This window comes from Paramylibacter kogurei (assembly GCF_002742285.1).
GTDB classification, from domain to species: Bacteria; Pseudomonadota; Alphaproteobacteria; order Rhodobacterales; family Rhodobacteraceae; genus Amylibacter; species Amylibacter kogurei.
The window spans coordinates 1,209,959-1,233,644 of record NZ_MDGM01000012.1; the positions used below are offsets into that span (position 1 = coordinate 1,209,959).

Sequence of the window (23,686 nt, forward strand, 5' to 3'; positions counted from 1 at the left end):
AACATGACTTGGATTTTACAGCTACACGATCGCATTTTTGCACGTATTTCGGCCGCTTTAGGCGGATGGTTTTTGCCAACATTTGCCCGTTTCATCTTTGCCGCAACGCTTTTGATGTATTTCTGGAAATCCGCGGCGACAAAACTGGGTGATGGGTTTGGCGGATTGTTTGCGCTTGATCCAAACGGATATGTGCAAATTTTCCCCAAGGCGATGGAGGCTGTTGGTTACGATCCAAGCCAGCTTGGGTTTATCTACAAACTGATCGCGATTGCGGGCACTTGGGCGGAATTGATCCTGCCGTTATTCATCGTGCTTGGCCTGTTCACGCGTCTGGCAGCACTTGGCATGATGGGGTTTGTTGCTGTGCAAACATTGGTTGATGTCACAGGGCATGGTGCGAAATTTGGTGGCTGGTTTAACAACCAATCGGGTGAATTGATCGCCGATCAGCGCCTGTTTTGGTATCTGTTATTCGCAACCCTTTTGATCAAAGGTGCGGGGCCAATTTCATTGGATCGTTTTTGCAAAACGCCCTAATCCTCTTTTTTCAAAAGACCCGCGGTGAGCGCCAAGATCCCCGCCACCAAACATAGCGTGATGGGGAACATGGTGAAGGCACCAAATTCAAAGCCAAGATACATCCCGCCAGCGGATAATATTAACAACGCGCCTGCCACCAATGGCAGGCTCATGGCCATACCGCCACCAACCAGCGCAAGGATCGGTGCGACCAGTGCCAAAAACCGTGTTTTGTTAACGTTATCAACCTGTTCCGCGATATCTGGGATTTCACCAAACCAGTTGATAAATTCGGTATAACCATATCCGAAAAAGCCAACGATCATTCCCCAAATGCCGGAAATAATCCCCAAAATCAGTGCTGTTCTGCGCATGAAATCTTCCTTATCTTACCCCATCAATGTGGGGGCAATCCTGCGTGTTTTCAAGCGGTGAATTTCGCCGCCACATCGCCACCCCAACCAAGGGTTAATGCCCCATCATGATCAATCACGGGGCGTTTCATCAATGCGGGGTGTGCGACCAACAGATCAATCGGATCACGCGCACGCTCCGCGTCATCCATACCCCGCCATGTGGTGGAACGGGTGTTTACCAATGCCGCGCCAAATGCGCCGTGAAACCGTTCCAGTACGGTTCGGCTGATGCCATCGGCGCGCACATCGACAAAGGTGGTTTCGTCGTCAAATGCACGACAAACCTTTAACGCCTTGCGACAGGTATCGCAGTTTTTCAAACCATAGAGTGTCAGTGCCATTTCACGTATCCCATTCACTTAAATTTTATCCCCATCCATGTTGGCATAAATCCGCACATAGAAAAACCGCCAATCCGTGATTATCGTCACATTCACCAAACCCCTTATTTTATAGGGTTAAATCACTGTATCTTGGTGGCCTTCTCTCCCCGTTTGCACCCACCAGATCGGCGGCAACGCACGGCCCCGTTCGCGTTGCCGCCCCCCGTTACAGTTTACTTGACTTTGAATCGGAATGCCCACAACGTGATGGTGTGAGTTTACTATTCGCCGATCCGATGACTTCTACAAGTAGCATAGACCGAGATAGACTAAGCTACACATGTCAAGCCTTGGCATAATGTCGGGGCATATTTTAGGAGACTACGGAAATGGCTAACGGCACCGTAAAATGGTTCAACCAAACCAAAGGTTATGGTTTCATTGCACCCGAAGATGGCGGCAATGATGTATTCGTACATATCACCGCTGTTCAGGCGGCCGGCCTGCAAGGTTTGAACGACGATCAGAAAGTCACTTATGACCTTGAAGAAGGTCGCAATGGCAAACAGAACGCGGTCAATATCGCATTGGTTTAATCATTCGTTAATTAATTAAAGGCGGCGCCCCTTCGGGCGCCGTTTTTTTGTTTAATTTCAGATATTTGGCCTGTGGGACAAGCGTGGGACATCCGTCGGACACATGGGGGACATGTGGCGGACGGATTTTTGGGTCGTTTAAGGACGAAGGATTGCGGCAATCACCAAGGGCGGCGCAAGCCGCCCGCGCCCGAACCTCCCCCATGGGAGGGCGCATTCGCACCCACCCGAGGTTCTGGCGCTGGTGTTTGCTCATTTGAGAATTTTTTTAAATAGCTGCTGGATTGTCTCATTCAAAACGCGAGATTGAATGTTACTTCCCGCGAACCGTTTCAATTGTTGACAAGTGATCAGCCTTTAGCCCCATTTGTTGTTCGCTATAGTCACCATCTTCAACCAAGCGAAGTAGATCAAATCCTGCTATGTCTATCGGGCTAAGTTCAACAATTACGCCAATATCAGAATTATTCTCATCGAGAGCAGTCAATACACAAAAACTTATTTGTTCACCTTTCAACACAAAACTTTTTCCAGATACTAGTCGTCTTCCCTCGATAAGTACTGGTGTTATGTGCTCTTGCTGGAATGTAGCATAGGCTTGGCTTTTCGATTGCACAAATGTGGGCTCAGCTAAAGTATATGAGATCGAAACCGGTCCTAATACTTCATCCGCTGTTGGCCAACGCACATATCCGTATCCGTCTTCTTCAAAATAATATTTAGGATCAATTGGGGCGTTGATTTTACATTGAATCTCTCGAACAACCATAGACATGTCGGTTGGATTCGAAATTATTGCCTCAACGTCGTTATGGGAAATATTTGAAATAGCAAATTTTAGCTTCTGTAATTTGCGCGCTCGACTTTCCGAAGCCTCCGAAAAGATAAATTGGACCAATGGGGTCAGGACCGCAAAAAGTGCAACTAATAACGCCAATGAGCTTTGGCCGATGCTGATATGTCGGCGCCAGTCTTGCCAATTTTTACAAGTAATGCAGAAGTTCGCACCCGCAGGCATTTCGGCAGCACAAACCTTACAAATCTTTGTTTGATCGGCTTGACCTTGCATCCCTACCCCAACATCCCCTCAAACTCGCGCCACTCACCTTTGCTCATGCCGCTGTTCTCTTGCGTGACGTCTTCACCAGCCAAGCGGCGGCGGATGCAATCGAGACCTTTTTCTGAAATATTCGCGCCACCCATGCGGTAATCCTCAAAAGCGCTGTAGGCTGCTGGCACCCAGTCTTTCACAATCTCGCACATTTTTTCCGCATAGACGCGGATTTCGTATTGGGCGTGGCTGTCTGCACGCAGGCGTAGGAAATGGAACAGATTGTGCAAATCAACCTTCCAATACCATTGGGTATAGACATTGGCGGGCAGGTTCATGCGGGCAAGTTCGCGTGCCAAACCCTGTTTATCATCATCACCTTCGGCCATCATTTCTTCGTAATGATCATATGCTTTGTCGCTATCATCGCGCAAGTATTTCAGCACCGCTTCGGCCTCGGCGCCTGTCAACGCTTCGCCCCGCCCTTGGTTATTAATCACGGATTGTGCGGCCAGATGTTCGGGTTTTGGGATGTAAAATTCGCGATCCAAAATGGAATACCGTGCGGAATATTCATTCACGTTTGCGGTGCGGTGGCGGATCCATTGCCGCGCAACAAATACGGGGAGTTTGACGTGGAATTTCACCTCGCACATTTCAAACGGTGTGGAATGCCAGTGGCGCATCAGATAGCGGATCAAACCCTCGTCATTGGAAACGGCCTTGGTGCCTTTGCCGTATGACACGCGCGCGGCCTGTGTGATCGCGCTATCGTTGCCCATGTAATCAATGACGCGGATCAGCCCGTGATCCAGAACCTCGTGCGCCTTATAAAGATGTTCTTCCATGCCTTCGCTGATGGCGCGGCGCGTGGTGCCCGTTTGGGCGCGTTGTTCTTCGATTTCTGCAGCTTGTTCGGCGGTTAATGGCATTGCTATCCCCAATTTCGCGATGTTTTATGGTCTTTTTTATGATTCAATCATCACTATATCTTGAAGATTGCAAATCGTGAACCACTATATTGTCCAAATTGGCGCTGTTTTTCGAATTTTCTGCGGGTGTTAGAGGATTTTGTATCAATGGGCTGTGATCACCCCTTTAAATCCACGCTGATTGGGCGTATATTGGCGATGTTCCTTCGGGAACTATGGTAATAAACGCGCATGTAATAAGCGGATCGGACCCGGGGGCGGTACCCGGCGACTCCACCAAATATACCGTTCATTTGGCGGTTGGCATGGGGTCGAAATAGGATCGACGGACGTCTAAAGATGTTTGCTTTTGCCCGGTGCGGTGTCGCTGTTATCGACCCACTTAAGCTAGTTGCAAATGACAACAAAGCACCGATGGCTGTAGCTGCGTAAGCAGTTCCAAATATTGGAAAACTTAGGGATTTATTTGGATTTATTTGTCCGCTTCCAACATTCCCGATTTAAACAGCATACCCGCCGCAGCCGCGCCAATCATTGGACCGATGATAAATATCCAAAGCTGTGTTAGCGCCGCGCCGCCTTGGAATAATGCCGGTCCGATTGAACGCGCTGGGTTCACTGATGTGTTGGTAATTGGAATGCCGATCAAGTGGATCGCAACCAGCATCAAGCCAATGGCCAGCCCTGCGATTTGCGCTGGTGCACCAACCTGTGTTGCACCCAAAATCACCACAAGGAACAAGAATGTTGCGATAATTTCGAATAACAACCCGCCAAAGATCGTGTAACCATCCATGACGTGATTGCCCGCGAAATTGCCATCAGTGCCACCATTTGCAATAATTGATAGCGCCAGTGTGGCCACAATTGCGCCCCCAATCTGTGCTGCCCAATATTGCAACATTTCAGGCATGGTCATGCGCCCCGCCATAAATACGCCCAGCGATACCGCAGGGTTAATATGACAGCCCGATATCGGCCCAATGCCATAAGCCATGCCGATCAGCGCCAGACCGAATGCAAATGACACCCCTGCCCAGCCAATAACCGATCCCGCGAAAATGGCAGCGCCACAAGCGATGAATACAAGTGTGAATGTGCCGATAAATTCGGCGATTGCCTTTTTCATAGTCTCTCTCCCCTTAACAAAATGTACTCGTTCACATAATCGTGAAGTCTTGATTTTCAAGGGTTTGGCATTCTAATTCAATCTGTGGGTTTTTCATTTTCGCACTTCCCTCTGTTTCTCACTTTGCTATGCTATGTGCAAACTTGGGACGAATTTCATGAACGACACGATTAACTACGGACATTTGATGCATAATGCCATGCGCGGTTTGCTGGCAGAATTGTTGCGCGATATTTCGGCAAATGGATTGCCGGGCGAGCATCATTTTTTCATCACCTTTGATACCACGCATGAAGATGTGAAAATCGCGGATTGGCTGCGCGAGAGGTATCCAGATGACATGACCGTGGTTGTGCAACATTGGTTCGAAGATTTGAACGTGTTTGACGATTATTTCACCATCACGCTTAATTTTGGCGATAGCCCGGAACCGCTGATCATTCCATTTGACGCGATCAAAACATTCGTGGACCCGTCGGTTGAATTTGGACTGCGGTTTGAACATGCGGATATTGAACCCCTGATGGATGATGATGACATCGAAAGCCCGATGATCGATATTGATACAGAATTGGATCAGATCGACGAAAAACCACGCGGCGATGCCGAGGTGGTTTCATTGGATAGTTTCCGAAAATAACCCCCGTCATGTTGAATTTTTTCATTGGTATTGACATGTGTTTAATATATCAATAATTCATGATGTATGGATACATTACATGCAACCACAGCCTTTGCCGCATTAAGCCAGCCCACACGCTTGGACGTTTTTCGCCTGTTGGTACAGGCGGGGAAAACAGGATTGCTCGCCGGTGAGATTGGCGAAAAACTGGATGTGCGCCAAAACACCATGTCGGCCAACCTGTTGGTGATGCTCAATGCTGGGCTCATTCGCAAAACTCGTGAGGGGCGCGGCATTCGCTATTTTGCCGATATGCCCGCGATGGCCGATTTGATTGGGTTCATGTTGAAAGATTGCTGTGGTGGCAATGTTGATGAATGCAAACCGTTTTTGGAACAAGTCGCGTGCAAATGTTAACGCCGCGGCGAATTGAAAGATTATTACCTTGGATAACCCGCCAAATATAAATGATGATAGTTTTCGCACCAGCGACCGAGACGCACTGTTCCCAACCGATCGCGCCACACATGCGCCGCGCATCCTGTTGCTATATGGATCACTGCGCGAACGATCATTCAGCCGCCTGATGACGGAAGAAGCCGCACGCGTTTTGCGCAAATTGGGCGCAGAGACCCGCATATTTAACCCAACCGACCTGCCCCAACCCGATAGCGTGGACGCCGATCACCCCAAAATTGCCGAGCTGCGCGATTTGGTCACTTGGTCAGAGGGCATGGTGTGGTGTTCGCCCGAACGTCACGGCGCCATGACTGGGATTATGAAATCGCAAATCGACTGGATCCCATTATCCTTGGGCGGTGTGCGCCCCACACAAGGCAAAACGCTGGCGGTGATGCAGGTGAACGGTGGTTCGCAAAGCTTTAACACCGTGAACCAGTTGCGCATCCTTGGGCGCTGGATGCGCTTGTTAACCATCCCAAATCAATCATCGGTGGCCAAAGCGTTTTTAGAATTTGATGACGATGGGCGGATGAAACCCAGCCCCTATTACAATCGTATGGTTGATGTGATGGAGGAATTGGTAAAATTCACCACCCTGACGCGCGATATCAAGGATCATTTGGTCGATCGCTATTCCGAACGCGTGGAAACCGCCGCTGAACTTTCGGAGCGGGTGAACCAAAAGGCGATCTAAATCATTGAGCCAAGACAATCTGCGCAATTGGCAATTGGCATTTTCCATATTATAGATCGCTTGATTTTTAATTACGGAGAAAATCCCCATGTCCGCCATTCGCACCGAAACAGATAGTTTTGGCCCCCTTGATGTTCCTGCACATAAATATTGGGGCGCGCAAACACAGCGCAGCCTGATGAATTTCCCCATCGGTTGGGAAAAACAACCCGTTGCCATCGTGCGCGCACTTGGCGTGATCAAACAGGCCTGTGCCGAGGCAAACCGCGATCTGGGCAAAATCCCCGCCGAATTGGCCGAAGCAATGATTGCCGCCGCGAACGAGGTTGTTACAGGGAAATTGGACGATCATTTCCCATTGGTTGTATGGCAAACAGGTTCTGGTACGCAATCCAACATGAATGCGAACGAAGTGATTTCAAACCGTGCGATTGAAATGTTGGGCGGTGAAATGGGTTCAAAAACCCCCGTGCACCCCAATGACCATTGCAACATGGGGCAATCATCAAACGACACATTCCCAACAGCGATGCATATCGGCATCGCCATGACCGCGCATGATGTGTTGATCCCAGGTTTGGAAAAATTGCACGCGGCATTGGATGCCAAAGCAAAGTCATTCAAAGACATCATCAAAATTGGCCGCACCCATACCCAAGATGCAACGCCCCTTACCCTTGGTCAGGAATTTGGCGGTTATGCGTTTCAGGTGGAACAGGGTATCAAACGCGTCAAACACGCGCTGGAAAATATCTATCCTCTGGCACAGGGTGGCACCGCTGTTGGCACGGGTTTGAACACACCGATTGGTTGGGGTGAAAAGGTTGCGGCGAACATGGCGGCAATCACGGGTTTGCCATTTGTGACCGCGCCAAACAAATTCGAAGCCTTGGCCGCACATGACGCATTGGTTGAAATGTCAGGTGCATTGAAAACCGTTGCTGGTTCATTGTTCAAAATCGCCAATGACATTCGTTTGCTGGGATCTGGCCCGCGTTGTGGTCTGGGCGAATTAATGTTGCCCGAAAACGAACCGGGTTCATCAATTATGCCGGGCAAAGTAAATCCAACACAATGCGAGGCGTTGACCCAAGTTTGTGCACATGTGATGGGCAACGATGCCGCCGTGGGTTTCGCAGGCAGCCAAGGCCATTTTGAATTAAACGTCTATAAACCAATGATGGCTTATAATGTGTTGCAATCCATGCAACTCTTGGGCGATGCATCCGTTGCATTCACCGACAATTGCGTTGATGGGATCGAGGCAGACGAAGAACGTATCAGCACATTGATGTGGGAATCGTTAATGCTGGTTACGGCTTTGGCGCCTGAAATCGGGTATGACAACGCGACCAAAGTGGCCAAAACAGCCCATAAAAACCGCACCACCCTGAAGGAAGAAGCGATTAATTTGGGTTTTGTTGACGCCGAAACATTTGATCGTGTGGTCCAGCCAAAAGATATGATTGGCCCTAAGTAACCAAAAACAAACACTATTTTTTGCGCCGATGCGGATTTTTCCCGTGTCGGCGCGATTATTTTAACCATTTTGCACAATATCGCCCTAATTCAGCCCTGAAAATTCACATTTCCCTGTTCATTTAGGGGTTGAGCGAAAAACTTAATTGGGAACTTAGTATTATGCCTTTGGATTATATTTCACATTCTAACGACGAAAACCGTAGCAACGTGATCATGCTTCCGCTGAAACTTGGTGGAAAAAATGCACCACGTGTGGATGTATCGATGTTGAAAATGATTGGTTCAACTTTCGAAGGCACACCGCGCGAAATGGATTACACAAATAACATTTTCGCAGGCGAATAATTGCCGCTGTGCGGTCTGATCTGGGGGGATCGGGCCGCACAACGCAATGTGACTAGACAAATCGCAATCAATTCGCCAATCAAACACCATGGCCGATGATGCAAGACCACAAAAACATTCTTTGACACTCAAAGGGCACCGCACCAGCGTGTCGCTTGAAGAACCGTTTTGGCGTGCATTCAAACAAATCGCACAACAACGTGGATTGCCGATAAATGTTTTAGCCGCAGAGATAGATGCCGATCGTGGTGTTTCAACAGGATTAGCCTCTGCAATACGGTTATTTGTTTTGGCGCATTACCAAGATCAACTCACACCCCGCTGAACACATTGTTACCCAAATTAGAACGCAAAAACTTAAAATTGTGTCTCTATTTACTAACTATAAAAAAACGAACGAGGAAATGAGCAATGACACGTCTTTTGAAAATGAATGATTTTGAATCTGCATCTCTTGTCGGTGCGGAACATGTCAGCGCGGATCACGGTGGTGACACAGCAAAGAAACGCAAATGGCTGACCCCTGCGGAAGAGGATGCATTGTTTGCTGAAATCTTTGCAAAAGTGAACTATCGTTTGGTCAGCCGCAAATAAATTCCATCCTTTGCACGCACGGTTAAATGTGCAACAGGGGTTGGTTCATGTCCATCCACCACATCAAATTTGAATGCACGGATTAACGTAGCAAGCAATACAACACCTTCGACCATCGCAAACCCTGCCCCCGTGCACACACGTGCACCCGCCGAAAACGGCATATAGGCATCGCGCGCGCATTTGCGCGTTTCATCGGTTTGCCAACGATCAGGATCAAAAACATCTGGGCGATCCCACAACCGTTCGTGGCGTTGGATATGCCAAGGCGATAATATGATCTGTGATCCCACCTTTATTTTACGTTCACGGAATAATTCGGGCTGTGTGGTTTCGCGCACCATCATCGGCACAGGCGGATAGAGCCGCAATGTTTCGCGAAAAACATCACGGGTGAATGGCAATTTCGACAGATTGGCAAAGGTAAAGTCATCAAGCGTTGACGTTTCTGCAAATACACGCGCTTGCGTGTCCTGATCCAATGCCAACAGATATAATGCCCAAGCCAGCGCAGATGCCGATGTTTCATGCCCGGCCAGGAAAAATATCGCCACCTGATCAACCATTTCATCGGATGTGAACAAATCACCGGTTTCAGGGTCGCGTGTCGTCATGATTTTTGTCGCAAGATCATCGGGCGCTGTGCCATTTGCAATCATCGCCGCGCGGTCCATCGTCAAACGGGTGAGCAATCTGCGCACATCATGCGCGGCGCGTTTGGTGGCGCGGCGCTGCATTTTTGGCACCCAGCTTGGGCGTTTCAAAAATGCCGCGATATTTAGTAAGGGCTGTGTGCGCTGATAGGCACGGAATTTTTCAAATGTTTCACTGGCGATTTCATCGCTGATCGGGATGGAAAACAGGGTGCGAAAAATCACATCGGCGGCCAGTTGTGATGTTTGCTCTTCCATTTCAACGGGCGTTCCATCCGCAAAGGGGCGTAACCGTTTAACGCTTTCATCCGCTGCTGCCAGCATGGATGGGAACACATCGCGCAGACGCCCACCTTCGAACGCGGGATCAATGATACGGCGTTGTTTTTTCCACAAATCTCCATTGGTGACAAAGACACTTTTGCCCAATAACGAAAACAAACCCGCCGTGACGATTTCCGATTTTGGAAAATCATCGGGGCGTTTTTTCAACACGGTTTCAACCAGTTTGGGATCGTTGATGAAATAGGATTTGAACAACAACATGCGAAGTTCTGCCATCCATGCACGGTATAATTTCGCAGGTTGTGATGCAAAAATATCCTGTCTAAACAAACGGATATGGGTAAAAACCGAAACGCGTTCCTTGCGCGCGCTGGGTTTTGGTGGGGTGATATCATCGCTCATGCGCTCGGTTCCATGGAACGATATTTCGCATATGGTTTATCAATCCGCGATGGGCTTGGGTTGCGCCCATGATACCGATCCCGCAGGGTTAACGGCCCCGCCGTGATCTGGAAATAATCGTAATCTTTTGGCTGATCAAATGCGCAAAGATATTGAAAATGCATGCGGAAAAATTGATAGCGCAGCTTTTTGAATGTTTCGGGTTTGAGCGATTGTGAAAATGATGCCGAAATCACCAAGGGCCAACGCGCATCATCTGGGGCAACGCCCGAAACTTTGACCGGATCGCACAGCGCATGACACGCGCCATCACCAGGGGCGGTCACATCCACCCAAGTGATGTCATCTCGATTTGAAAGGAAATTTAGATCTCGGCGTAATCGCCATGCATTGGGCAGAAAGCTAACCATCGGTGTGACCTGCCCCAATGATAAAAATGCCAGCTTTGGCGCGTTATCGGGCAATCCTTGGCGTAAAACATCGGCAAGGATTGTTACGGATAAATGCGCACCGCAAGAATGGCCAACGATCAAAACCTCGTCCACATCTTCGGTCATTGCAGCGTGGATTGTATTTGAAAAATCGGCCATGCGTGCGGACATATCGGGCGAATATTCCCCCGCCTTGTAGGATGCAAATGCATAATCCGTCAGCAAATAATTGACATAGGTCTTATTGTCATAACGTTTCACCCAATGCAAAAACGCCCATGCCAATGCAACACCGATCAACGCACCAAACCAGCCCAAAATGGACACCCCACCCCAGACGATGAATATCGCAATAATAAGCTGTAATATCAATGCGATGGATGGATACAATGCGGCAATCATTGGCATATTTGGCATCCGAAACAATTGCCATACAGCACCTGATCCAATGTAAATCCAATGGGTTTTTAACAGGGTGATGAAACTGGCGAACACGCTGGTTTTCATCTGGTTTTCAACAATGTCAGACCACAGCAGAAAATCAATTTCCGTGTCGGTTTCATGCCCATCAATTTGAGCATGCACCGACCAACCGTAATTATCGCGCCCCCCCGTGCGCCCCTTGATTGCCAATTCATAGCCAGAAATTTCAGCCTGCGCCGCACCTTCGCTGCGGTAGCGTTCGCGGTATCGACGTGGCAACATCGGATCATAGCCGGGTACGTAAAATACCTTGCGCTTTTTTACGAATGCGGATGGATCTGTCATGGTCGCCTTACATATCTGTCACCATCATATAAGCAAAGAATTTCCAGAAAGTAACCCTGTGCAATCGCTGGACAATTTCGCACAGAGCCCCTAGATCAACCGGCATGGATTATGACGCAGAACTTGATGCCACCGGCCTGTTATGCCCCCTGCCCGTATTGCGCGCGCGCAAACGGTTGATGGCATTGGATTCGGGGCAAGTATTGCGCATGTTGGCCGATGACCCCGCCGCGATTGTTGATGTGCCTCATTTTTGTGCGGAACAAGGGCATGAATTGATCGCATCTGATGATGACGGCAGCACACAAATCTATTTTCTGCGCAAAAAGTAACTCTGCGTCACTTTCGTACTTTCCACATTCCAGAAATTCGCATACCTTGCAGAAAACGCATAGCAGAACTGTGCAAACAACATAGCTTCTCAGGGAGGTTCCCACATGGATTGGGACAAGTTACGCATATTCCATGCGGTGGCCGATATCGGCAGTTTGACCCATGCGGGTGAAAAACTGCACCTGTCGCAATCCGCCGTCAGCCGCCAAATTCGTGCACTCGAAGAAAGCCTGAACGTGATCTTGTTTCACCGCCATGCGCGTGGGCTTATCCTTACGGAACAGGGCGAATTGTTGTTTAACGCCACACAGGATATGTCTCGGAAATTGGAAACAGCAGAGGCACGCATCCGCGATAGCGAAGACGAGGTTTTTGGCGAATTGCGCGTGACCACCACCACCGGCTTTGGCACGCTTTGGCTCGCCCCACGCATGGGGCGATTATATGAGCTCTACCCCGAATTAAAAATCGATTTGATCCTCGAAGAACGCGTGTTGGATTTGCCCATGCGAGAGGCCGATGTCGCCATCCGCATGAAGGAACCGTCTCAGGCCGATCTGGTTCGCAGACGGATTATGACGGTGAATATGCAACTTTATGCAAGCCAGTCTTATTTGGATAAACACGGCACCCCCGAAACGGTGGAAGATTTGCAAAATCACCGCATTATCAGCCAAAGCCTCACTGCGCGCCAAGTTAACGAAAGTGTTGCTTGGTTGAAAACGGTTTTATCCGACGAACAGCATATTAAACATATGACGGTGAATAACTATTTTGGGGTGATGCAGGCCACAATGCATGATGTGGGTATCGGGGTCATGCCCGATTATGTGTCGTCTTTGGTGCCCGAATTGGTGCGTGTTTTGCCCAATGACGAAAGCAAAGAGATTCCCGTATTTTTGGCCTATCCAGAAGAATTACGCCATTCAAAACGCGTGAATGCATTCCGTGATTTCGTCGTAGAAGAGATAAAAGCATACCGCCGCGCGGTGGATCAGCGCGATTCATTGATGTAATTTCGCAACTTTTATATCGCAATTTCAACAGGTTGCACAATAAATGAACAAGTTATGAATGAATTGCATAACGGTTATGCAGTTTCGGAAGTTGTTATTAACCCTTCTAACTTATAGTTTCATTCATGAAGACAACAGTAGAGCCTTGCGCTCCTGTTACTTCACCTCCCTGTTGGACTTAGGCCGAGCTTTTGCTCGGCCTCTTTTTTTGTCGAAACGGATTTTCTCAATATTCTGTGATGCATTAAACTTGGCATTGTGACAGCAGCATTCGCAAAGTAAGCAGTGCTAACAATTTCAAAAGGAAAACCAATGCCCCAAACATCAGACACCAACCGCCGCCTTGTCTTGGCCGAACGCCCAAAGGGTGCGCCAAATGAAAACACTTTGCGATTGGAAACGGCCGATATTCCAACACCAAAAGACGGTGAAATGTTGCTCCGTACAGAGTTTTTGTCGCTCGATCCATATATGCGCGGGCGCATGAGCGCGGCGAAATCTTATGCTGATCCGGTGGAAATTGGCGAAGTGATGGTTGGCGGCACCATCGCAGAGGTCATTACATCCAATCACCCCAAATTTGAAAAGGGCGAATTTGTTGTCTCGTTCAGCGGTTGGCAGGATTACGCGGTATCAGATGGCGCGATGGTCAACTCATTGGGCAAAACCCCGCAAAACCCGTCTTGGGCATTGGGTGTGTTGGGCATGCCGGGTTTCACCGCTTGGGCAGGTTTGACACAGATCGGCATGCCAAAGGCGGGTGAAACCGTGGTTGTTGGTGGCGCCACTGGCCCAGTTGGGGCAACCGTTGGGCAGATTGCCAAAATCCTTGGCTGTCGCGTGGTTGGTATTGCGGGGGGCGCGGAAAAATGTGCCTATGCGGTTGATGAGCTGGGTTTTGATGCCTGTGTTGATTACAAAACCGATACCCTCAATGATGATCTGGCCGCGGCAACCCCCGATGGGATCGACATTTATTTTGAAAACGTCGGTGGCAAAGTGTTTGATGCGGTGATGCCGTTGTTAAACACAGGTGCGCGTATTCCGTTGTGTGGTTTGATTTCGCAATATAACGCCACATCCCTGCCCGATGGCCCTGATCGTATGGGAATGTTGATGGGGCAATTATTGACGCGCCGCATCACCATGCGCGGTTTTATTATCTTTGATGATTTTGGTCATCTCTATCCTGAATTTGCTGCACAAATGATAAAATGGGTCACCGAGGGTAAAATCAAATACCGCGAAGAAATCATCGAAGGTTTGGAAAACGCCCCAGAGGCATTTATCGGATTGCTCAATGGTGAAGCATTCGGCAAACGCGTTATTCGCGTGGGTAACGCCGACTAAATCCACACAAATGCGATAAAAATTCACGTTTTTTGACATACGCGCCAATTTGCCCGTCTTTTCTGGCTTTTCCCCAAGGCTTGGAACCCATAAAAGGCGGGCAGAGAATCCTATACTGAGGGCGCCCCATGTCGAACGAACCAGAAATCACCCAAGAACTGATCGCATCACACGGGATTTCGCCCGACGAATACGAACGTTTGCTGGAAATCATTGGCCGCGAGCCAACATATACCGAGCTGGGTATTTTTTCTGCGATGTGGAACGAACATTGTTCATATAAATCATCAAAAAAATGGCTGCGCACCCTGCCCACAGAAGGCCCACAGGTGATCTGTGGCCCCGGTGAAAACGCAGGCATCGTGGATATTGGCGATGGTCAGTGCATCGTTTTCAAAATGGAAAGCCATAACCACCCATCATATATCGAGCCCTACCAAGGTGCGGCCACGGGTGTTGGCGGGATTTTGCGTGATGTGTTCACCATGGGTGCACGCCCGATTGCGGCGATGAATAGCCTGTCATTTGGTGAATTTTCACATCGCAAAACAAAATCCCTGATCAATGGTGTGGTCGAAGGCGTTGGCGGCTACGGTAACTGTTTCGGTGTCCCCACCGTGGGTGGCGAGGTGCGTTTTCACGCCGCGTATAACAACAACTGTTTGGTTAACGCTTTTGCCGCAGGTTTGGCCGATACGGACAAGATATTTTATTCTGCGGCCTCTGGCGTGGGCATGCCGGTTGTTTATCTGGGTGCAAAGACGGGTCGTGATGGCGTTGGCGGCGCAACCATGGCATCCGCAGAATTTGACGACACGATCGAGGAAAAACGCCCCACCGTTCAGGTGGGTGACCCATTCACCGAAAAACGCCTGATGGAGGCAACCCTTGAATTGATGGCAACAGGTGCGGTGATTTCAATTCAGGATATGGGTGCGGCTGGACTGACCTGTTCAGCGGTTGAAATGGGCGACAAGGGGAACCTTGGCGTGAAGTTAAACCTCGAAGATGTGCCGCAACGCGAAGAGAATATGACAGCCTATGAAATGATGCTGTCAGAATCCCAAGAACGCATGTTGATGGTTCTGAAACCCGAATTAGAAACAGAGGCACGCGCCGTGTTTGAAAAATGGGATCTGGATTTTGCCATCGTTGGCGAAACCATCCCAGAGGATCGTTTCTTGATCGTGCACAATGGCGAAGTGAAAGCCGATTTACCGCTCAAGGCATTGTCAGGCACCGCCCCAGAATATGACCGTCCATGGGTGGAAACACCCGCAGCGGCACCATTAACAGATATACCAAGCGTTGATGCCGCCGATGCGTTGCATCAATTGCTGGGCAGCGCCAATTATTCATCACGCCGCTGGGTTTATGAACAATACGATTCAATGGTGGGTGCGGATACGGTGAAACGCCCTGGTTCGGATGCAGGCGTTGTACGCGTGCACGGCACAGACAAGGCCGTTGCATTCACATCCGATGTGACACCACGTTATTGTAAGGCCAATCCGTTTGAGGGTGGTAAACAGGCGGTCGCCGAAGCATACCGCAACCTTTGCGCCACAGGGGCGCGTGGGCTGGCCACAACGGATAACATGAACTTTGGCAATCCAGAAAAGCCCGAAATCATGGGGCAATTCGTGGGCTGTATCAAAGGCATTGGCGAAGCAGTCGCCGCATTGGACATGCCCATCGTTTCTGGCAACGTATCATTGTATAACGAAACTGACGGCGCAGGTATTTTGCCAACACCGACAATCGGTGCGGTTGGATTGTTGAACCATATCGATGAAATGATCAGCAATGTGCCAAATGATGGCGATACGCTGGTATTGATCGGCAAAACAGATGGTCACCTTGGGCAATCTGCCCTACTAAAAGAGCTATTTGACCGCGAAGACGGTGATGCCCCGCATGTTGATCTGGCGGCGGAACGCACGGCGGGTGAATTTGTGCGTGCTGCGCATGGTCAAAACATGATCACATCGGCGCATGATTTATCCGATGGTGGTTTGGCGTTGGCGGCGGCAGAAATGGCGATGGCGGCTGGTGTTGGTGTGAAATTGAACGCTGGTGACACTGGCTGGTTCTTTGGCGAAGATCAGGCGCGTTATTTGTTGGGTACAAAAAACGCAGATGGTTTGATCGCGGCGGCAAAATCAGCGGGTGTTCCCGCAGCCGCAATCGGTACATTTGGCGGCAAAGACATTGCATTGGGTGATGCGAAACTGTCCCTATCCGATGCAAATGAAGCATTTGAAAATGGTCTGCCATCACGCGTGATGTAATTTGACATTCATCGCATAACCGCCCTAGGGTTTTCCAAAGATTGGGAAACCCAATGGCCCAAAATGATCAAAAACCTCGTATCCTTATTGTCGGTGCTGGCCCTGCTGGGTTGACGCTTGCGCTGCTATTGGCGCGCGCGGGTATCATCGCCCATGTGATCGAACAACGCGATGCGCCAAATAATCTAAGCCGTGCTGTGGGTGTATTTCCAAAAACGCTGAAGCAATTGCCAGACGATCTTTGCCAAACCTTATGCGCCGCATCACATCAAATGAACGCAGCGCATTTGCATATGAACCGCAAACCGTTAATCAAAATTACCTTCCCCGATGGGGATATGCACAAGGTTTATGGCCTGCCCCAAGATGAAACAGAACAGTTGTTGCGCCAAGATTTTGAAACGCATGGCGGCACGGTGCGGTTTTCGCACCATCTGTCCGAATTATCCCAAACATCGGGCGCGGTTCACGCAACAATCAATGATCGTTTGGAAATATATCATCATGTGATTGGTGCTGATGGGGTGAATTCGGTGGTACGCGAACAGGTCGGACAAGAACACCACGGTTTCACCCTGCCCGATCCTTGGTCAATTGCGGATTTTTATGCGGATAACCTGTCTGATGATTTATCGGTTTGGTTATTGCGCGGCGGGCATTTTGCGGGTGCTGTGCCCATTGGCAACAATCGTTATCGCGCATTTTCAAGCCATCCAGATGCATTGGCCGCAATCCCAATTGACGTTAGATTGCGCAAAACAAACCGCGAGGCAACATTTCACGCAGGCGTGCGTTGCGTCAAAGAATTTCAAATCGGGCGTGTGTTTTTAATCGGCGATGCGGCGCATATTCACACACCGCTTGGGGCGCGGGGGATGAATTTGGCAATGCAAGATGCCGCCGCCTTGGCGCGATGTTTTATCAATAATGATTTCACAAATTTTAGTACCGATCGCGTGGCCCAAGCCCAGTTTTATGCAAAATTAACTGAGCGAATGCGATATGTGCTGACATTGAAAAACCCTGTCGCGGTTTGGCTTCGCAATATCATTATGCGCGGTGTTTTTTGCATCCCACCACTGCGACGACGGGTTGAAGCGCTGTTCACCAGCTTGTAAAGCTGTTGCAAAGAAAAACACAAAGGACATTCCAATGGCAATGCACGCATCACAAATCGAAGCCTTGTTACGCGACGCTTTCCCCACCGCAGATATAATTGTATCTGGCGACGATGGGGTTCACATGGCCGCCGAAGTAAGCGCGACCGAATTTGCTGGTAAAAACCGTGTGCAACAGCAACGCATGGTTTACGCTGCATTAAAGGGTAAAATGGATGGCCCATCGGGTGAACTTCATGCGTTGGCATTAACCACACGTGTCAAAGAATGAGCTTCTTAACCTGGGTTGGTATTGGCGCGATCATTTTGATTGTCGCAGTCGGGATCGAGGCTTACTTGCGCCGCAACCGACCCAAACGCAGCTTGTCTGAATATTTTGGGGCAAGTGACGATACCGATGATGCGCAAAAACCCGATCTTGGCACCGAAGCGATTGATATGGATAAATTCAATGCAGATATGCAGATGAACCGCACATTAGAAGATCGCAACAGAACGTTGATGAAAAGAAGCTCCAAAATCAAACGCTGGTTTAAATAACGGCTGAATTTGCCCCGCCCTATCAAATATGGGTGACAGGGCTTGCGTTAGCGCGAAACAGCGCTAAATGTTGTCGTCAAATCGGAACATATGCAAGGATGAACGCGATGAGCGATGCACAAGCACAAATCAAAGAAACAGTAGACGGCAATGATGTTGTCTTGTTCATGAAAGGCACATCAGAAATGCCACAATGTGGGTTTTCATCCCGCGTGGCTGGTGTGTTGAATTACATGGAAGTGGAATACCAAGACGTGAATGTGCTGGCCGACGAAGAAATCCGCCAAGGTATCAAAGATTTTTCCGATTGGCCAACCATTCCTCAGCTTTATGTAAAAGGTGAATTCGTTGGCGGTTGCGACATCATCACCGAAATGACCCTGTCTGGTGAATTGGACACGTTGTTGGAAACAAATGGCGTGGCTTTTAACAAAGATGCGGCGGATAAAATCCGTGAATCAAACGCCTAAGAATAATTTTCATTCAATAAAAAACGCGCCAGGAAATTCTGGCGCGTTTTTTTATTCTGGCAGATTGGTTTTATTCTGCGGCTGTTTCTATCTGGGTGACAACACGGCGTAATGCGTTGATGGCTTCGTCGCGCTCGTCGGTCAAATCTTCCAGCTTGGTTTTCAATTCATCACGTGCGGCGATTGCTGCGTCACGTTCTGCGATAACTTCTGGATCTTCGCTTGGTTTCTCGTTCAACTCGGAAATTTTTGCGTTCAGCGTTTCAATTTCCGCCTTTGCCGATGCCAATTCATCATCAAGCCCTGCAGATTTTGCAATCACGTCGTCTTGTTCAGCGGATAATTCAGCCGCCTTTTCAAGTGCGGCGTTTAATTCGGCAATCTTAGCTTCGCTATCGCTCAGTGCAGATTGTGCTTCGCTGAGCTCTGATTTAGCTGTGTCCAATGCGGCATCTGCGCTATCGTCATTTTCCATGGTTTCAAAACGTTCTTGCGCCAGTTCAACCGCATGTTCCGCTGCTTCTAATTTGCCTGTCAGCATTTCAATTTCTGCGCGTGCCGTAGAAAGTTCGGCGTGCATATCCGCGCCACCATCCAGATTTGCACTGTCAATTTCGGTTTGAAGTGCGTCTTTTTCCGCCTTGAGTTCAACAATTTTCTGATTGGCCGCGGCCAGTTTGCTATCGGCGGTATTGGCGCGATTGATTTCGCCCTCAAGTGCGGTTTTAAGCGCACCAGTGTCATCCGATTTTGCCGCCTCTTCCAGTGCGGCGGTACGATCGGCCAACATCAAACCAGCCATCATCAACATACGGCTTTCGGTGATGCGTGTACCTGCTTGATCCAGTTTTTGTGCCTCTGCATCCAACATCGCAGCGGCAGAATACAAATATTCCTGTTGCCCCTCTTGGCAGACAACTTGAAAATCGCGCCCACCAATGGTGATTGTTACTTCTGCCATAAAATTAACCCTCTACGATTGGTGTAAGTTTCGCCAGAATTTCATCAACTTCGTCAATGTCTTCTTGGCGCAGGCGACGCAATTCAGCGAGCGTTTCAGATGCGCCAATAATCGCGGCATCTTTTTCGCCATTCACTGCGTTTTGTTCATCAGTGGATTTGATCACGTCCAATTCCATCTGGCCAAAATCCTGACAGACATCCAAGAATTCTTCTTGAAGTGCGGCATGAATGCGTTCCTCTTTTTCCAAAGCTTCGTTTGCTTTGGTTAAATCGGCTTCTAATGCGGTGATTTTGTCGGAAAAGCTTGCGTTCTTGTCAGACGCCGCTGTTGCGAATTTTGCCAAAGCGGCCTCTGCTCTGGCCTCTAGGTCCTTAATTTCGCTCATTTTGTCCCCTAATTTCGTACGCGAATCGCATCTATTTTCTGTTAAGGTTTATTTTAACGCAATTAAATCAGTTTGTTGCAGTAAAAACTTCACATATCGGCAAACAGTTGCTTGACCAACCCACAACACTTGGTATCACGGTTGCGTATAAACCACACCATCAACGAGAAAAGCGAGCTGCCACGTGTCACTCTCCGAGCTTAAAAAAACACACCCCGATCATTGGAAAATGGCTGCGGCCATTCGTATTTTGGCGGCTGATGCCGTTCATGCTGCGAAGTCAGGTCACCAAGGCATGCCCATTGGCATGGCTGATGCCGCAACCGTTTTGTTTGAAAAACATCTGAAATTTGATGCATCTGCCCCCGATTGGGAAGATCGCGATCGTTTCATCCTGTCCGCTGGCCATGGTTCAATGTTGATTTATGCATTGCTTCACCTGACAGGTTACAAAGACATGACCATGGAGGAAATCAAAAATTTCCGCCAATGGGGTGCAAAAACAGCGGGCCACCCTGAATATGGTCACGCCAAAGGGATCGAAACAACCACGGGTCCGTTGGGCCAAGGCATTTCCAACGCCGTTGGTTTTGCAATGGCAGAACAAGCATTGGCAGCGCGTTTTGGCAAAAAAGTTGTCGATCACTACACTTATGTTATCGCAGGTGACGGTTGCCTGATGGAAGGTGTCAGCCACGAAGCAATCGGTTTGGCTGGCAAACAAAAACTGGGCAAATTGATCGTTCTTTGGGATGACAATAACATCACCATTGATGGCACAGCGGAATTGTCCGATGTGACAGACCAAGCAAAACGGTTCAAGGCAGCAGGCTGGTCCGTATTCGAAGTGGACGGCCACGACCCCGATGCAATTGATGCAGCAATCACCGCTGCCAAGAAAACCAACACTCCATCCATGATCGCATGTAAAACTGTGATCGCGGCAGGTGTTGATGGTGTTGAAAACACATCTGGTGGCCACGGTTACAACATCAAGGATGCGCAACTGGAACAGATGCGCAAATTTTATGACTGGCCCTACCCTGCATATGAAATTCCAAAAGATGTCGCCGATGCATGGCGCGCCATTGGCGCACGTGGTGCAACTGAACGCGCGGATTGGGAAACACGCTTTGCCGCACTTTCTGAAAACAAACAAGGCGAATTCAAACGTGTATTTGCAGGCGATGTGCCAAACAGATTGTCCGCGGTGATCAAACGGCTAAAGAAAAAGATCAGCGAAGAGCAGCCCAAAATGGCAACGCGTCAATCATCACAAGCGGCACTAGAGGTGATCAACCCAATCATGCAAGAAACCATCGGTGGTTCTGCGGATTTGACGGGTTCCAATAACACACTCACCGCTGATCTGGGTACGTTTGATGCGGATAATCGCAAAGGGCGCCATGTGTATTACGGCATCCGTGAACACGGCATGGCGGCGGCAATGAACGGTATGGCATTGCACGGCGGTATTCGCCCATATGGCGGCACATTCATGTGTTTCACCGATTATGCACGCCCATCCATGCGCCTGTCTGCCTTAATGGGTGTGCCTGTGGTTTATGTGATGACACATGACAGCATTGGTTTGGGCGAAGATGGCCCAACACACCAACCCGTTGAACATCTGGCAATTTCACGTGCCACACCAAACACCAACGTGTTCCGCCCCGCTGATACCGTGGAAACGGCAGAGGCTTGGGAATTGGCCGTGACCAGCAAATCAACACCATCTGTGATGTCATTGACACGTCAAGGTTTGCGCACAGTACGCACCGATCACAAGAACAAGAACATGACCGCATTTGGTGCCTATACGCTCGCCAAAGAGGTTGCAAAACGTCAGGTGATCCTGATGGCAACTGGTTCCGAAGTCGAAATCGCACTGGACGCCAAGGAGGCGTTAGAGGCCGAAGGCATCGGTACACGCGTGGTATCCATGCCATGTTGGGAATTGTTCGAAGCACAGGACGAAAAATACCGCAAATCCGTATTGCCCGGTGGGTCCGTGCGTGTCGCGGTCGAAGCAGGTGCGCGCCAAGGCTGGGATCGCTGGTTATTTGGCGAACGTGGTCGTGCGGGTCGTGGTGCATTTGTTGGTATGGAATCCTTTGGCGCATCAGCACCTGCGGATGAATTGTACCAAAAATTTGGAATCACTTCAGAGGTTGTTGCCAAGACCGCCAAGGACCTGTTGAAGTAATCATCAAAATCGTTAGCGCTATCACATTAAGAGTTAGCGCTAACGATTGATAAAAAAGGAAAAAATCAGGATTTTTATGCCTGCTTAGCCTTTTATAAAACCCATTTTCCGATTAGTTGAGGGGCAGGATTTACTGCACTCACACCACGTGGATGCCCAAACTGTCGGAGTTTGATATGACATTGAAAGTTGCCATTAACGGAATGGGTCGGATTGGTCGCTGTACGCTTGCCGCGATTATTGAATCTGGACGCAAAGATATCGAAGTGGTTGCGATCAACGCGCCCGCTCCGCTGGAAACCTTGGCACATCTTTTGAAATATGACTCTGTGCATGGGCGCTTCCCCGGTGAGGTGCGCATTGTGGATGGCAAAATTTTCGCAGGCCAAGGGCTTATTGAAATGCAAGCCACCTATAACACCGACGAATTGAACTGGGATGGTATTGATGTGGTGCTGGAATGTACCGGCGCTTTTAATTCCAAAGAACAATCATCAATCCATCTGGAAAAAGGTGCGAAACGCGTATTGATTTCCGCCCCTGCCAAAAACGCAGATAAAACCATTGTTTATGGTGTGAACCACGACAGCATCTCAAAGGATGACATGGTCATTTCCAATGCATCCTGCACCACCAACTGTTTGGCACCACTGGCCAAGGCGTTGAACGAAACTGTGGGTATTGAAATGGGTATTATGACCACAGTGCATTCATACACAGGCGATCAGCCGATGCTGGATAAAAAGCACAAGGATCTGTACCGCGCACGTGCCGGTGCCATGTCGATGATCCCAACATCCACAGGTGCGGCCAAGGCTGTTGGTTTGGTGTTGCCAGAGCTTGAAGGTAAATTGCACGGTTCAGCAATCCGCGTGCCCACACCAAATGTTTCCTGCGTTGATTTAACCTTCACCGCAAAACGCGACACATCGGTCGAAGAAATCAACGCCGCCGTCAAAAATTACGCCGATGGCCCACTGAAGGGTGTATTGGCATATGATCCAGAACCAAAGGTTTCGATTGATTTCAATCACGACCCACATTCATCCACGTTTGCCCCTGCACAAACGCAAGTTACCAACAAACGTTTGGTGCGTGTGCTCAGCTGGTATGACAACGAATGGGGTTTCTCTTGTAGAATGGCCGACACTGCAGTAGCGATGGGGCGACACATCTAAAAGGATAGCCCGTGGGAAATCGAACGTCTATAATTGTGGGAATCGTGATCGTTTTGGCGATCATCGGCGATTATTCGATGAACGATGCACAGGGGCTTCTTTTCCTTGGGAAAAAAATGCTGGCACTG

General features: G+C 49.2%; 27 protein-coding genes, 1 other RNA gene and 1 pseudogene. 20 read left to right on the top strand and 9 right to left on the bottom strand.

Features of this window, described 5'->3' with window-relative positions; translation table 11 throughout:
- The first annotated feature begins 3 nt into the window (after positions 1 to 3).
- Positions 4 to 540 carry a DoxX family protein gene (locus BFP76_RS11380; protein WP_099593706.1) on the top strand — a complete coding sequence of 179 codons (537 nt, stop codon included), beginning with the start codon at positions 4 to 6 and terminating at the stop codon, positions 538 to 540.
- Here the strand turns inward: BFP76_RS11380 and BFP76_RS11385 are convergent.
- The gene (locus BFP76_RS11385; protein ID WP_099593708.1) at positions 537 to 896 is read right to left on the bottom strand and encodes a hypothetical protein; all 360 of its coding nucleotides are present in this window, start codon (positions 894 to 896) and stop codon (positions 537 to 539) included. The genes BFP76_RS11380 and BFP76_RS11385 overlap by 4 nt on opposite strands.
- Positions 897 to 946: 50 nt before the next feature.
- Positions 947 to 1,273: an arsenate reductase family protein gene (locus BFP76_RS11390; RefSeq protein ID WP_099594115.1), complete on the bottom strand. Its 327-nt coding sequence runs from the start codon at positions 1,271 to 1,273 to the stop codon at positions 947 to 949.
- A 377-nt stretch (positions 1,274 to 1,650) separates the two neighbouring features.
- Between BFP76_RS11390 and BFP76_RS11395 the strand changes: the two genes are divergently transcribed.
- Complete coding sequence (locus tag BFP76_RS11395) at positions 1,651 to 1,857, top strand: cold-shock protein (protein WP_099593709.1); 207 nt, start codon at positions 1,651 to 1,653, stop codon at positions 1,855 to 1,857.
- Between the two features lie 313 nt (positions 1,858 to 2,170).
- On the opposite strand, the gene BFP76_RS11400 is transcribed toward BFP76_RS11395, so the two are convergent.
- Both BFP76_RS11400 and thyX read right to left on the bottom strand, forming a co-directional pair.
- On the bottom strand, positions 2,171 to 2,926 hold the full coding sequence (locus BFP76_RS11400; protein ID WP_099593711.1) for a hypothetical protein: 756 nt from the start codon (positions 2,924 to 2,926) through the stop codon (positions 2,171 to 2,173).
- A gap of 2 nt (positions 2,927 to 2,928) precedes the next feature.
- Positions 2,929 to 3,840 (bottom strand): FAD-dependent thymidylate synthase, encoded by a 912-nt coding sequence (gene thyX, locus BFP76_RS11405; protein ID WP_099593713.1) that lies wholly within the window; start codon positions 3,838 to 3,840, stop codon positions 2,929 to 2,931.
- A gap of 161 nt (positions 3,841 to 4,001) precedes the next feature.
- Here thyX and ssrA point away from each other — a divergent pair.
- Positions 4,002 to 4,341: a transfer-messenger RNA gene (ssrA, locus tag BFP76_RS11410) on the top strand.
- Here ssrA and BFP76_RS11415 read toward each other — a convergent pair.
- Complete coding sequence (locus BFP76_RS11415; protein ID WP_165775705.1) at positions 4,313 to 4,969, bottom strand: aquaporin; 657 nt, start codon at positions 4,967 to 4,969, stop codon at positions 4,313 to 4,315. The two genes, ssrA and BFP76_RS11415, sit on opposite strands and share 29 nt — an antisense overlap.
- Positions 4,970 to 5,126: 157 nt before the next feature.
- On the opposite strand from BFP76_RS11415, the gene BFP76_RS11420 reads away from it, so the two are divergent.
- The 7 genes from BFP76_RS11420 to BFP76_RS11450 all read left to right on the top strand — a co-directional run bounded on the left by BFP76_RS11420 (position 5,127) and on the right by BFP76_RS11450 (position 9,168).
- Complete coding sequence (locus tag BFP76_RS11420) at positions 5,127 to 5,609, top strand: SspB family protein (RefSeq protein ID WP_099593714.1); 483 nt, start codon at positions 5,127 to 5,129, stop codon at positions 5,607 to 5,609.
- Between the two features lie 66 nt (positions 5,610 to 5,675).
- Positions 5,676 to 6,008, top strand: a complete 333-nt coding sequence (locus BFP76_RS11425; protein WP_099593716.1) for an ArsR/SmtB family transcription factor — start codon at positions 5,676 to 5,678, stop codon at positions 6,006 to 6,008.
- Between the two features lie 28 nt (positions 6,009 to 6,036).
- On the top strand, positions 6,037 to 6,747 hold the full coding sequence (gene arsH, locus BFP76_RS11430; RefSeq protein ID WP_099593718.1) for an arsenical resistance protein ArsH: 711 nt from the start codon (positions 6,037 to 6,039) through the stop codon (positions 6,745 to 6,747).
- Positions 6,748 to 6,835: 88 nt separating this feature from the next.
- Entirely contained in the window at positions 6,836 to 8,227 is a 1,392-nt protein-coding gene (gene fumC / locus BFP76_RS11435) for a class II fumarate hydratase (RefSeq protein ID WP_099593720.1), read from the top strand.
- A gap of 215 nt (positions 8,228 to 8,442) precedes the next feature.
- Complete coding sequence (locus BFP76_RS14780; protein ID WP_276307911.1) at positions 8,443 to 8,574, top strand: hypothetical protein; 132 nt, start codon at positions 8,443 to 8,445, stop codon at positions 8,572 to 8,574.
- 88 nt (positions 8,575 to 8,662) lie between these two features.
- Entirely contained in the window at positions 8,663 to 8,899 is a 237-nt protein-coding gene (locus BFP76_RS11445; RefSeq protein WP_099593724.1) for a ribbon-helix-helix domain-containing protein, read from the top strand.
- An 86-nt stretch (positions 8,900 to 8,985) separates the two neighbouring features.
- Entirely contained in the window at positions 8,986 to 9,168 is a 183-nt protein-coding gene (locus tag BFP76_RS11450) for a hypothetical protein (protein ID WP_099593726.1), read from the top strand.
- Here the strand turns inward: BFP76_RS11450 and BFP76_RS11455 are convergent.
- Together BFP76_RS11455 and BFP76_RS11460 are read right to left on the bottom strand one after the other, a co-directional pair.
- A complete protein-coding gene (locus tag BFP76_RS11455) occupies positions 9,144 to 10,508 on the bottom strand; it encodes a cytochrome P450 (RefSeq protein ID WP_099593728.1) in 1,365 nt (454 codons plus the stop codon). The two genes, BFP76_RS11450 and BFP76_RS11455, sit on opposite strands and share 25 nt — an antisense overlap.
- Positions 10,505 to 11,707 (bottom strand): hypothetical protein, encoded by a 1,203-nt coding sequence (locus tag BFP76_RS11460; RefSeq protein WP_099593730.1) that lies wholly within the window; start codon positions 11,705 to 11,707, stop codon positions 10,505 to 10,507. The genes BFP76_RS11455 and BFP76_RS11460 overlap by 4 nt, the downstream gene beginning before the upstream one ends.
- Before the next feature lie 104 nt (positions 11,708 to 11,811).
- On the opposite strand from BFP76_RS11460, the gene BFP76_RS11465 reads away from it, so the two are divergent.
- From BFP76_RS11465 to grxD, 8 genes are all read left to right on the top strand, one after another.
- The gene (locus BFP76_RS11465; RefSeq protein WP_099593732.1) at positions 11,812 to 12,039 is read left to right on the top strand and encodes a sulfurtransferase TusA family protein; all 228 of its coding nucleotides are present in this window, start codon (positions 11,812 to 11,814) and stop codon (positions 12,037 to 12,039) included.
- Between the two features lie 105 nt (positions 12,040 to 12,144).
- Entirely contained in the window at positions 12,145 to 13,056 is a 912-nt protein-coding gene (locus BFP76_RS11470; protein ID WP_099593733.1) for a LysR family transcriptional regulator, read from the top strand.
- A 312-nt stretch (positions 13,057 to 13,368) separates the two neighbouring features.
- Positions 13,369 to 14,406 carry an NADP-dependent oxidoreductase gene (locus BFP76_RS11475; RefSeq protein WP_099593735.1) on the top strand — a complete coding sequence of 346 codons (1,038 nt, stop codon included), beginning with the start codon at positions 13,369 to 13,371 and terminating at the stop codon, positions 14,404 to 14,406.
- Positions 14,407 to 14,534: 128 nt separating this feature from the next.
- On the top strand, positions 14,535 to 16,697 hold the full coding sequence (gene purL / locus BFP76_RS11480) for a phosphoribosylformylglycinamidine synthase subunit PurL (RefSeq protein WP_099593737.1): 2,163 nt from the start codon (positions 14,535 to 14,537) through the stop codon (positions 16,695 to 16,697).
- Between the two features lie 53 nt (positions 16,698 to 16,750).
- Positions 16,751 to 17,815, top strand: coding sequence for an FAD-dependent oxidoreductase (locus BFP76_RS11485; RefSeq protein WP_099593739.1), 1,065 nt, complete (start codon positions 16,751 to 16,753; stop codon positions 17,813 to 17,815).
- A gap of 34 nt (positions 17,816 to 17,849) precedes the next feature.
- Complete coding sequence (locus tag BFP76_RS11490; protein WP_099593741.1) at positions 17,850 to 18,086, top strand: BolA/IbaG family iron-sulfur metabolism protein; 237 nt, start codon at positions 17,850 to 17,852, stop codon at positions 18,084 to 18,086.
- Positions 18,083 to 18,355, top strand: a complete 273-nt coding sequence (locus tag BFP76_RS11495) for a hypothetical protein (RefSeq protein WP_099593742.1) — start codon at positions 18,083 to 18,085, stop codon at positions 18,353 to 18,355. The genes BFP76_RS11490 and BFP76_RS11495 overlap by 4 nt, the downstream gene beginning before the upstream one ends.
- 107 nt (positions 18,356 to 18,462) lie before the next feature.
- On the top strand, positions 18,463 to 18,825 hold the full coding sequence (grxD, locus tag BFP76_RS11500; RefSeq protein ID WP_099594117.1) for a Grx4 family monothiol glutaredoxin: 363 nt from the start codon (positions 18,463 to 18,465) through the stop codon (positions 18,823 to 18,825).
- Between the two features lie 748 nt (positions 18,826 to 19,573).
- Here the strand turns inward: grxD and BFP76_RS14855 are convergent.
- Positions 19,574 to 19,786 (bottom strand): annotated as a pseudogene (locus BFP76_RS14855) (cell division protein ZapA); the annotation flags it as partial.
- Between the two features lie 4 nt (positions 19,787 to 19,790).
- Positions 19,791 to 20,174 carry a hypothetical protein gene (locus BFP76_RS11510; RefSeq protein ID WP_099593746.1) on the bottom strand — a complete coding sequence of 128 codons (384 nt, stop codon included), beginning with the start codon at positions 20,172 to 20,174 and terminating at the stop codon, positions 19,791 to 19,793.
- 184 nt (positions 20,175 to 20,358) lie between these two features.
- On the opposite strand from BFP76_RS11510, the gene tkt reads away from it, so the two are divergent.
- The gene (gene tkt / locus BFP76_RS11515; RefSeq protein WP_099593748.1) at positions 20,359 to 22,380 is read left to right on the top strand and encodes a transketolase; all 2,022 of its coding nucleotides are present in this window, start codon (positions 20,359 to 20,361) and stop codon (positions 22,378 to 22,380) included.
- A 176-nt stretch (positions 22,381 to 22,556) separates the two neighbouring features.
- Positions 22,557 to 23,558 (top strand): type I glyceraldehyde-3-phosphate dehydrogenase, encoded by a 1,002-nt coding sequence (gene gap / locus BFP76_RS11520; protein WP_099594119.1) that lies wholly within the window; start codon positions 22,557 to 22,559, stop codon positions 23,556 to 23,558.
- Positions 23,559 to 23,686 lie beyond the last annotated feature (128 nt).

Coding starts and splice junctions, on each gene's coding strand:
- purL (WP_099593737.1), top strand. CDS start 14,535: ATGTCGAACGAACCAGAAATCACCCAAGAACTGATCGCATCACACGGG.
- BFP76_RS11380 (WP_099593706.1), top strand. CDS start 4: ATGACTTGGATTTTACAGCTACACGATCGCATTTTTGCACGTATTTCG.
- BFP76_RS11450 (WP_099593726.1), top strand. CDS start 8,986: ATGACACGTCTTTTGAAAATGAATGATTTTGAATCTGCATCTCTTGTC.
- BFP76_RS11460 (WP_099593730.1), bottom strand. CDS start 11,707: ATGACAGATCCATCCGCATTCGTAAAAAAGCGCAAGGTATTTTACGTA.
- BFP76_RS14780 (WP_276307911.1), top strand. CDS start 8,443: ATGCTTCCGCTGAAACTTGGTGGAAAAAATGCACCACGTGTGGATGTA.
- BFP76_RS11495 (WP_099593742.1), top strand. CDS start 18,083: ATGAGCTTCTTAACCTGGGTTGGTATTGGCGCGATCATTTTGATTGTC.
- fumC (WP_099593720.1), top strand. CDS start 6,836: ATGTCCGCCATTCGCACCGAAACAGATAGTTTTGGCCCCCTTGATGTT.
- BFP76_RS11385 (WP_099593708.1), bottom strand. CDS start 896: ATGCGCAGAACAGCACTGATTTTGGGGATTATTTCCGGCATTTGGGGA.
- BFP76_RS11395 (WP_099593709.1), top strand. CDS start 1,651: ATGGCTAACGGCACCGTAAAATGGTTCAACCAAACCAAAGGTTATGGT.
- BFP76_RS11455 (WP_099593728.1), bottom strand. CDS start 10,508: ATGAGCGATGATATCACCCCACCAAAACCCAGCGCGCGCAAGGAACGC.
- BFP76_RS11470 (WP_099593733.1), top strand. CDS start 12,145: ATGGATTGGGACAAGTTACGCATATTCCATGCGGTGGCCGATATCGGC.
- BFP76_RS11510 (WP_099593746.1), bottom strand. CDS start 20,174: ATGAGCGAAATTAAGGACCTAGAGGCCAGAGCAGAGGCCGCTTTGGCA.
- thyX (WP_099593713.1), bottom strand. CDS start 3,840: ATGCCATTAACCGCCGAACAAGCTGCAGAAATCGAAGAACAACGCGCC.
- BFP76_RS11400 (WP_099593711.1), bottom strand. CDS start 2,926: ATGCAAGGTCAAGCCGATCAAACAAAGATTTGTAAGGTTTGTGCTGCC.
- grxD (WP_099594117.1), top strand. CDS start 18,463: ATGAGCGATGCACAAGCACAAATCAAAGAAACAGTAGACGGCAATGAT.
- BFP76_RS11415 (WP_165775705.1), bottom strand. CDS start 4,969: ATGAAAAAGGCAATCGCCGAATTTATCGGCACATTCACACTTGTATTC.
- BFP76_RS11445 (WP_099593724.1), top strand. CDS start 8,663: ATGGCCGATGATGCAAGACCACAAAAACATTCTTTGACACTCAAAGGG.
- BFP76_RS11420 (WP_099593714.1), top strand. CDS start 5,127: ATGAACGACACGATTAACTACGGACATTTGATGCATAATGCCATGCGC.
- BFP76_RS11490 (WP_099593741.1), top strand. CDS start 17,850: ATGGCAATGCACGCATCACAAATCGAAGCCTTGTTACGCGACGCTTTC.
- BFP76_RS11485 (WP_099593739.1), top strand. CDS start 16,751: ATGGCCCAAAATGATCAAAAACCTCGTATCCTTATTGTCGGTGCTGGC.
- BFP76_RS11475 (WP_099593735.1), top strand. CDS start 13,369: ATGCCCCAAACATCAGACACCAACCGCCGCCTTGTCTTGGCCGAACGC.
- BFP76_RS11425 (WP_099593716.1), top strand. CDS start 5,676: ATGGATACATTACATGCAACCACAGCCTTTGCCGCATTAAGCCAGCCC.
- gap (WP_099594119.1), top strand. CDS start 22,557: ATGACATTGAAAGTTGCCATTAACGGAATGGGTCGGATTGGTCGCTGT.
- BFP76_RS11465 (WP_099593732.1), top strand. CDS start 11,812: ATGGATTATGACGCAGAACTTGATGCCACCGGCCTGTTATGCCCCCTG.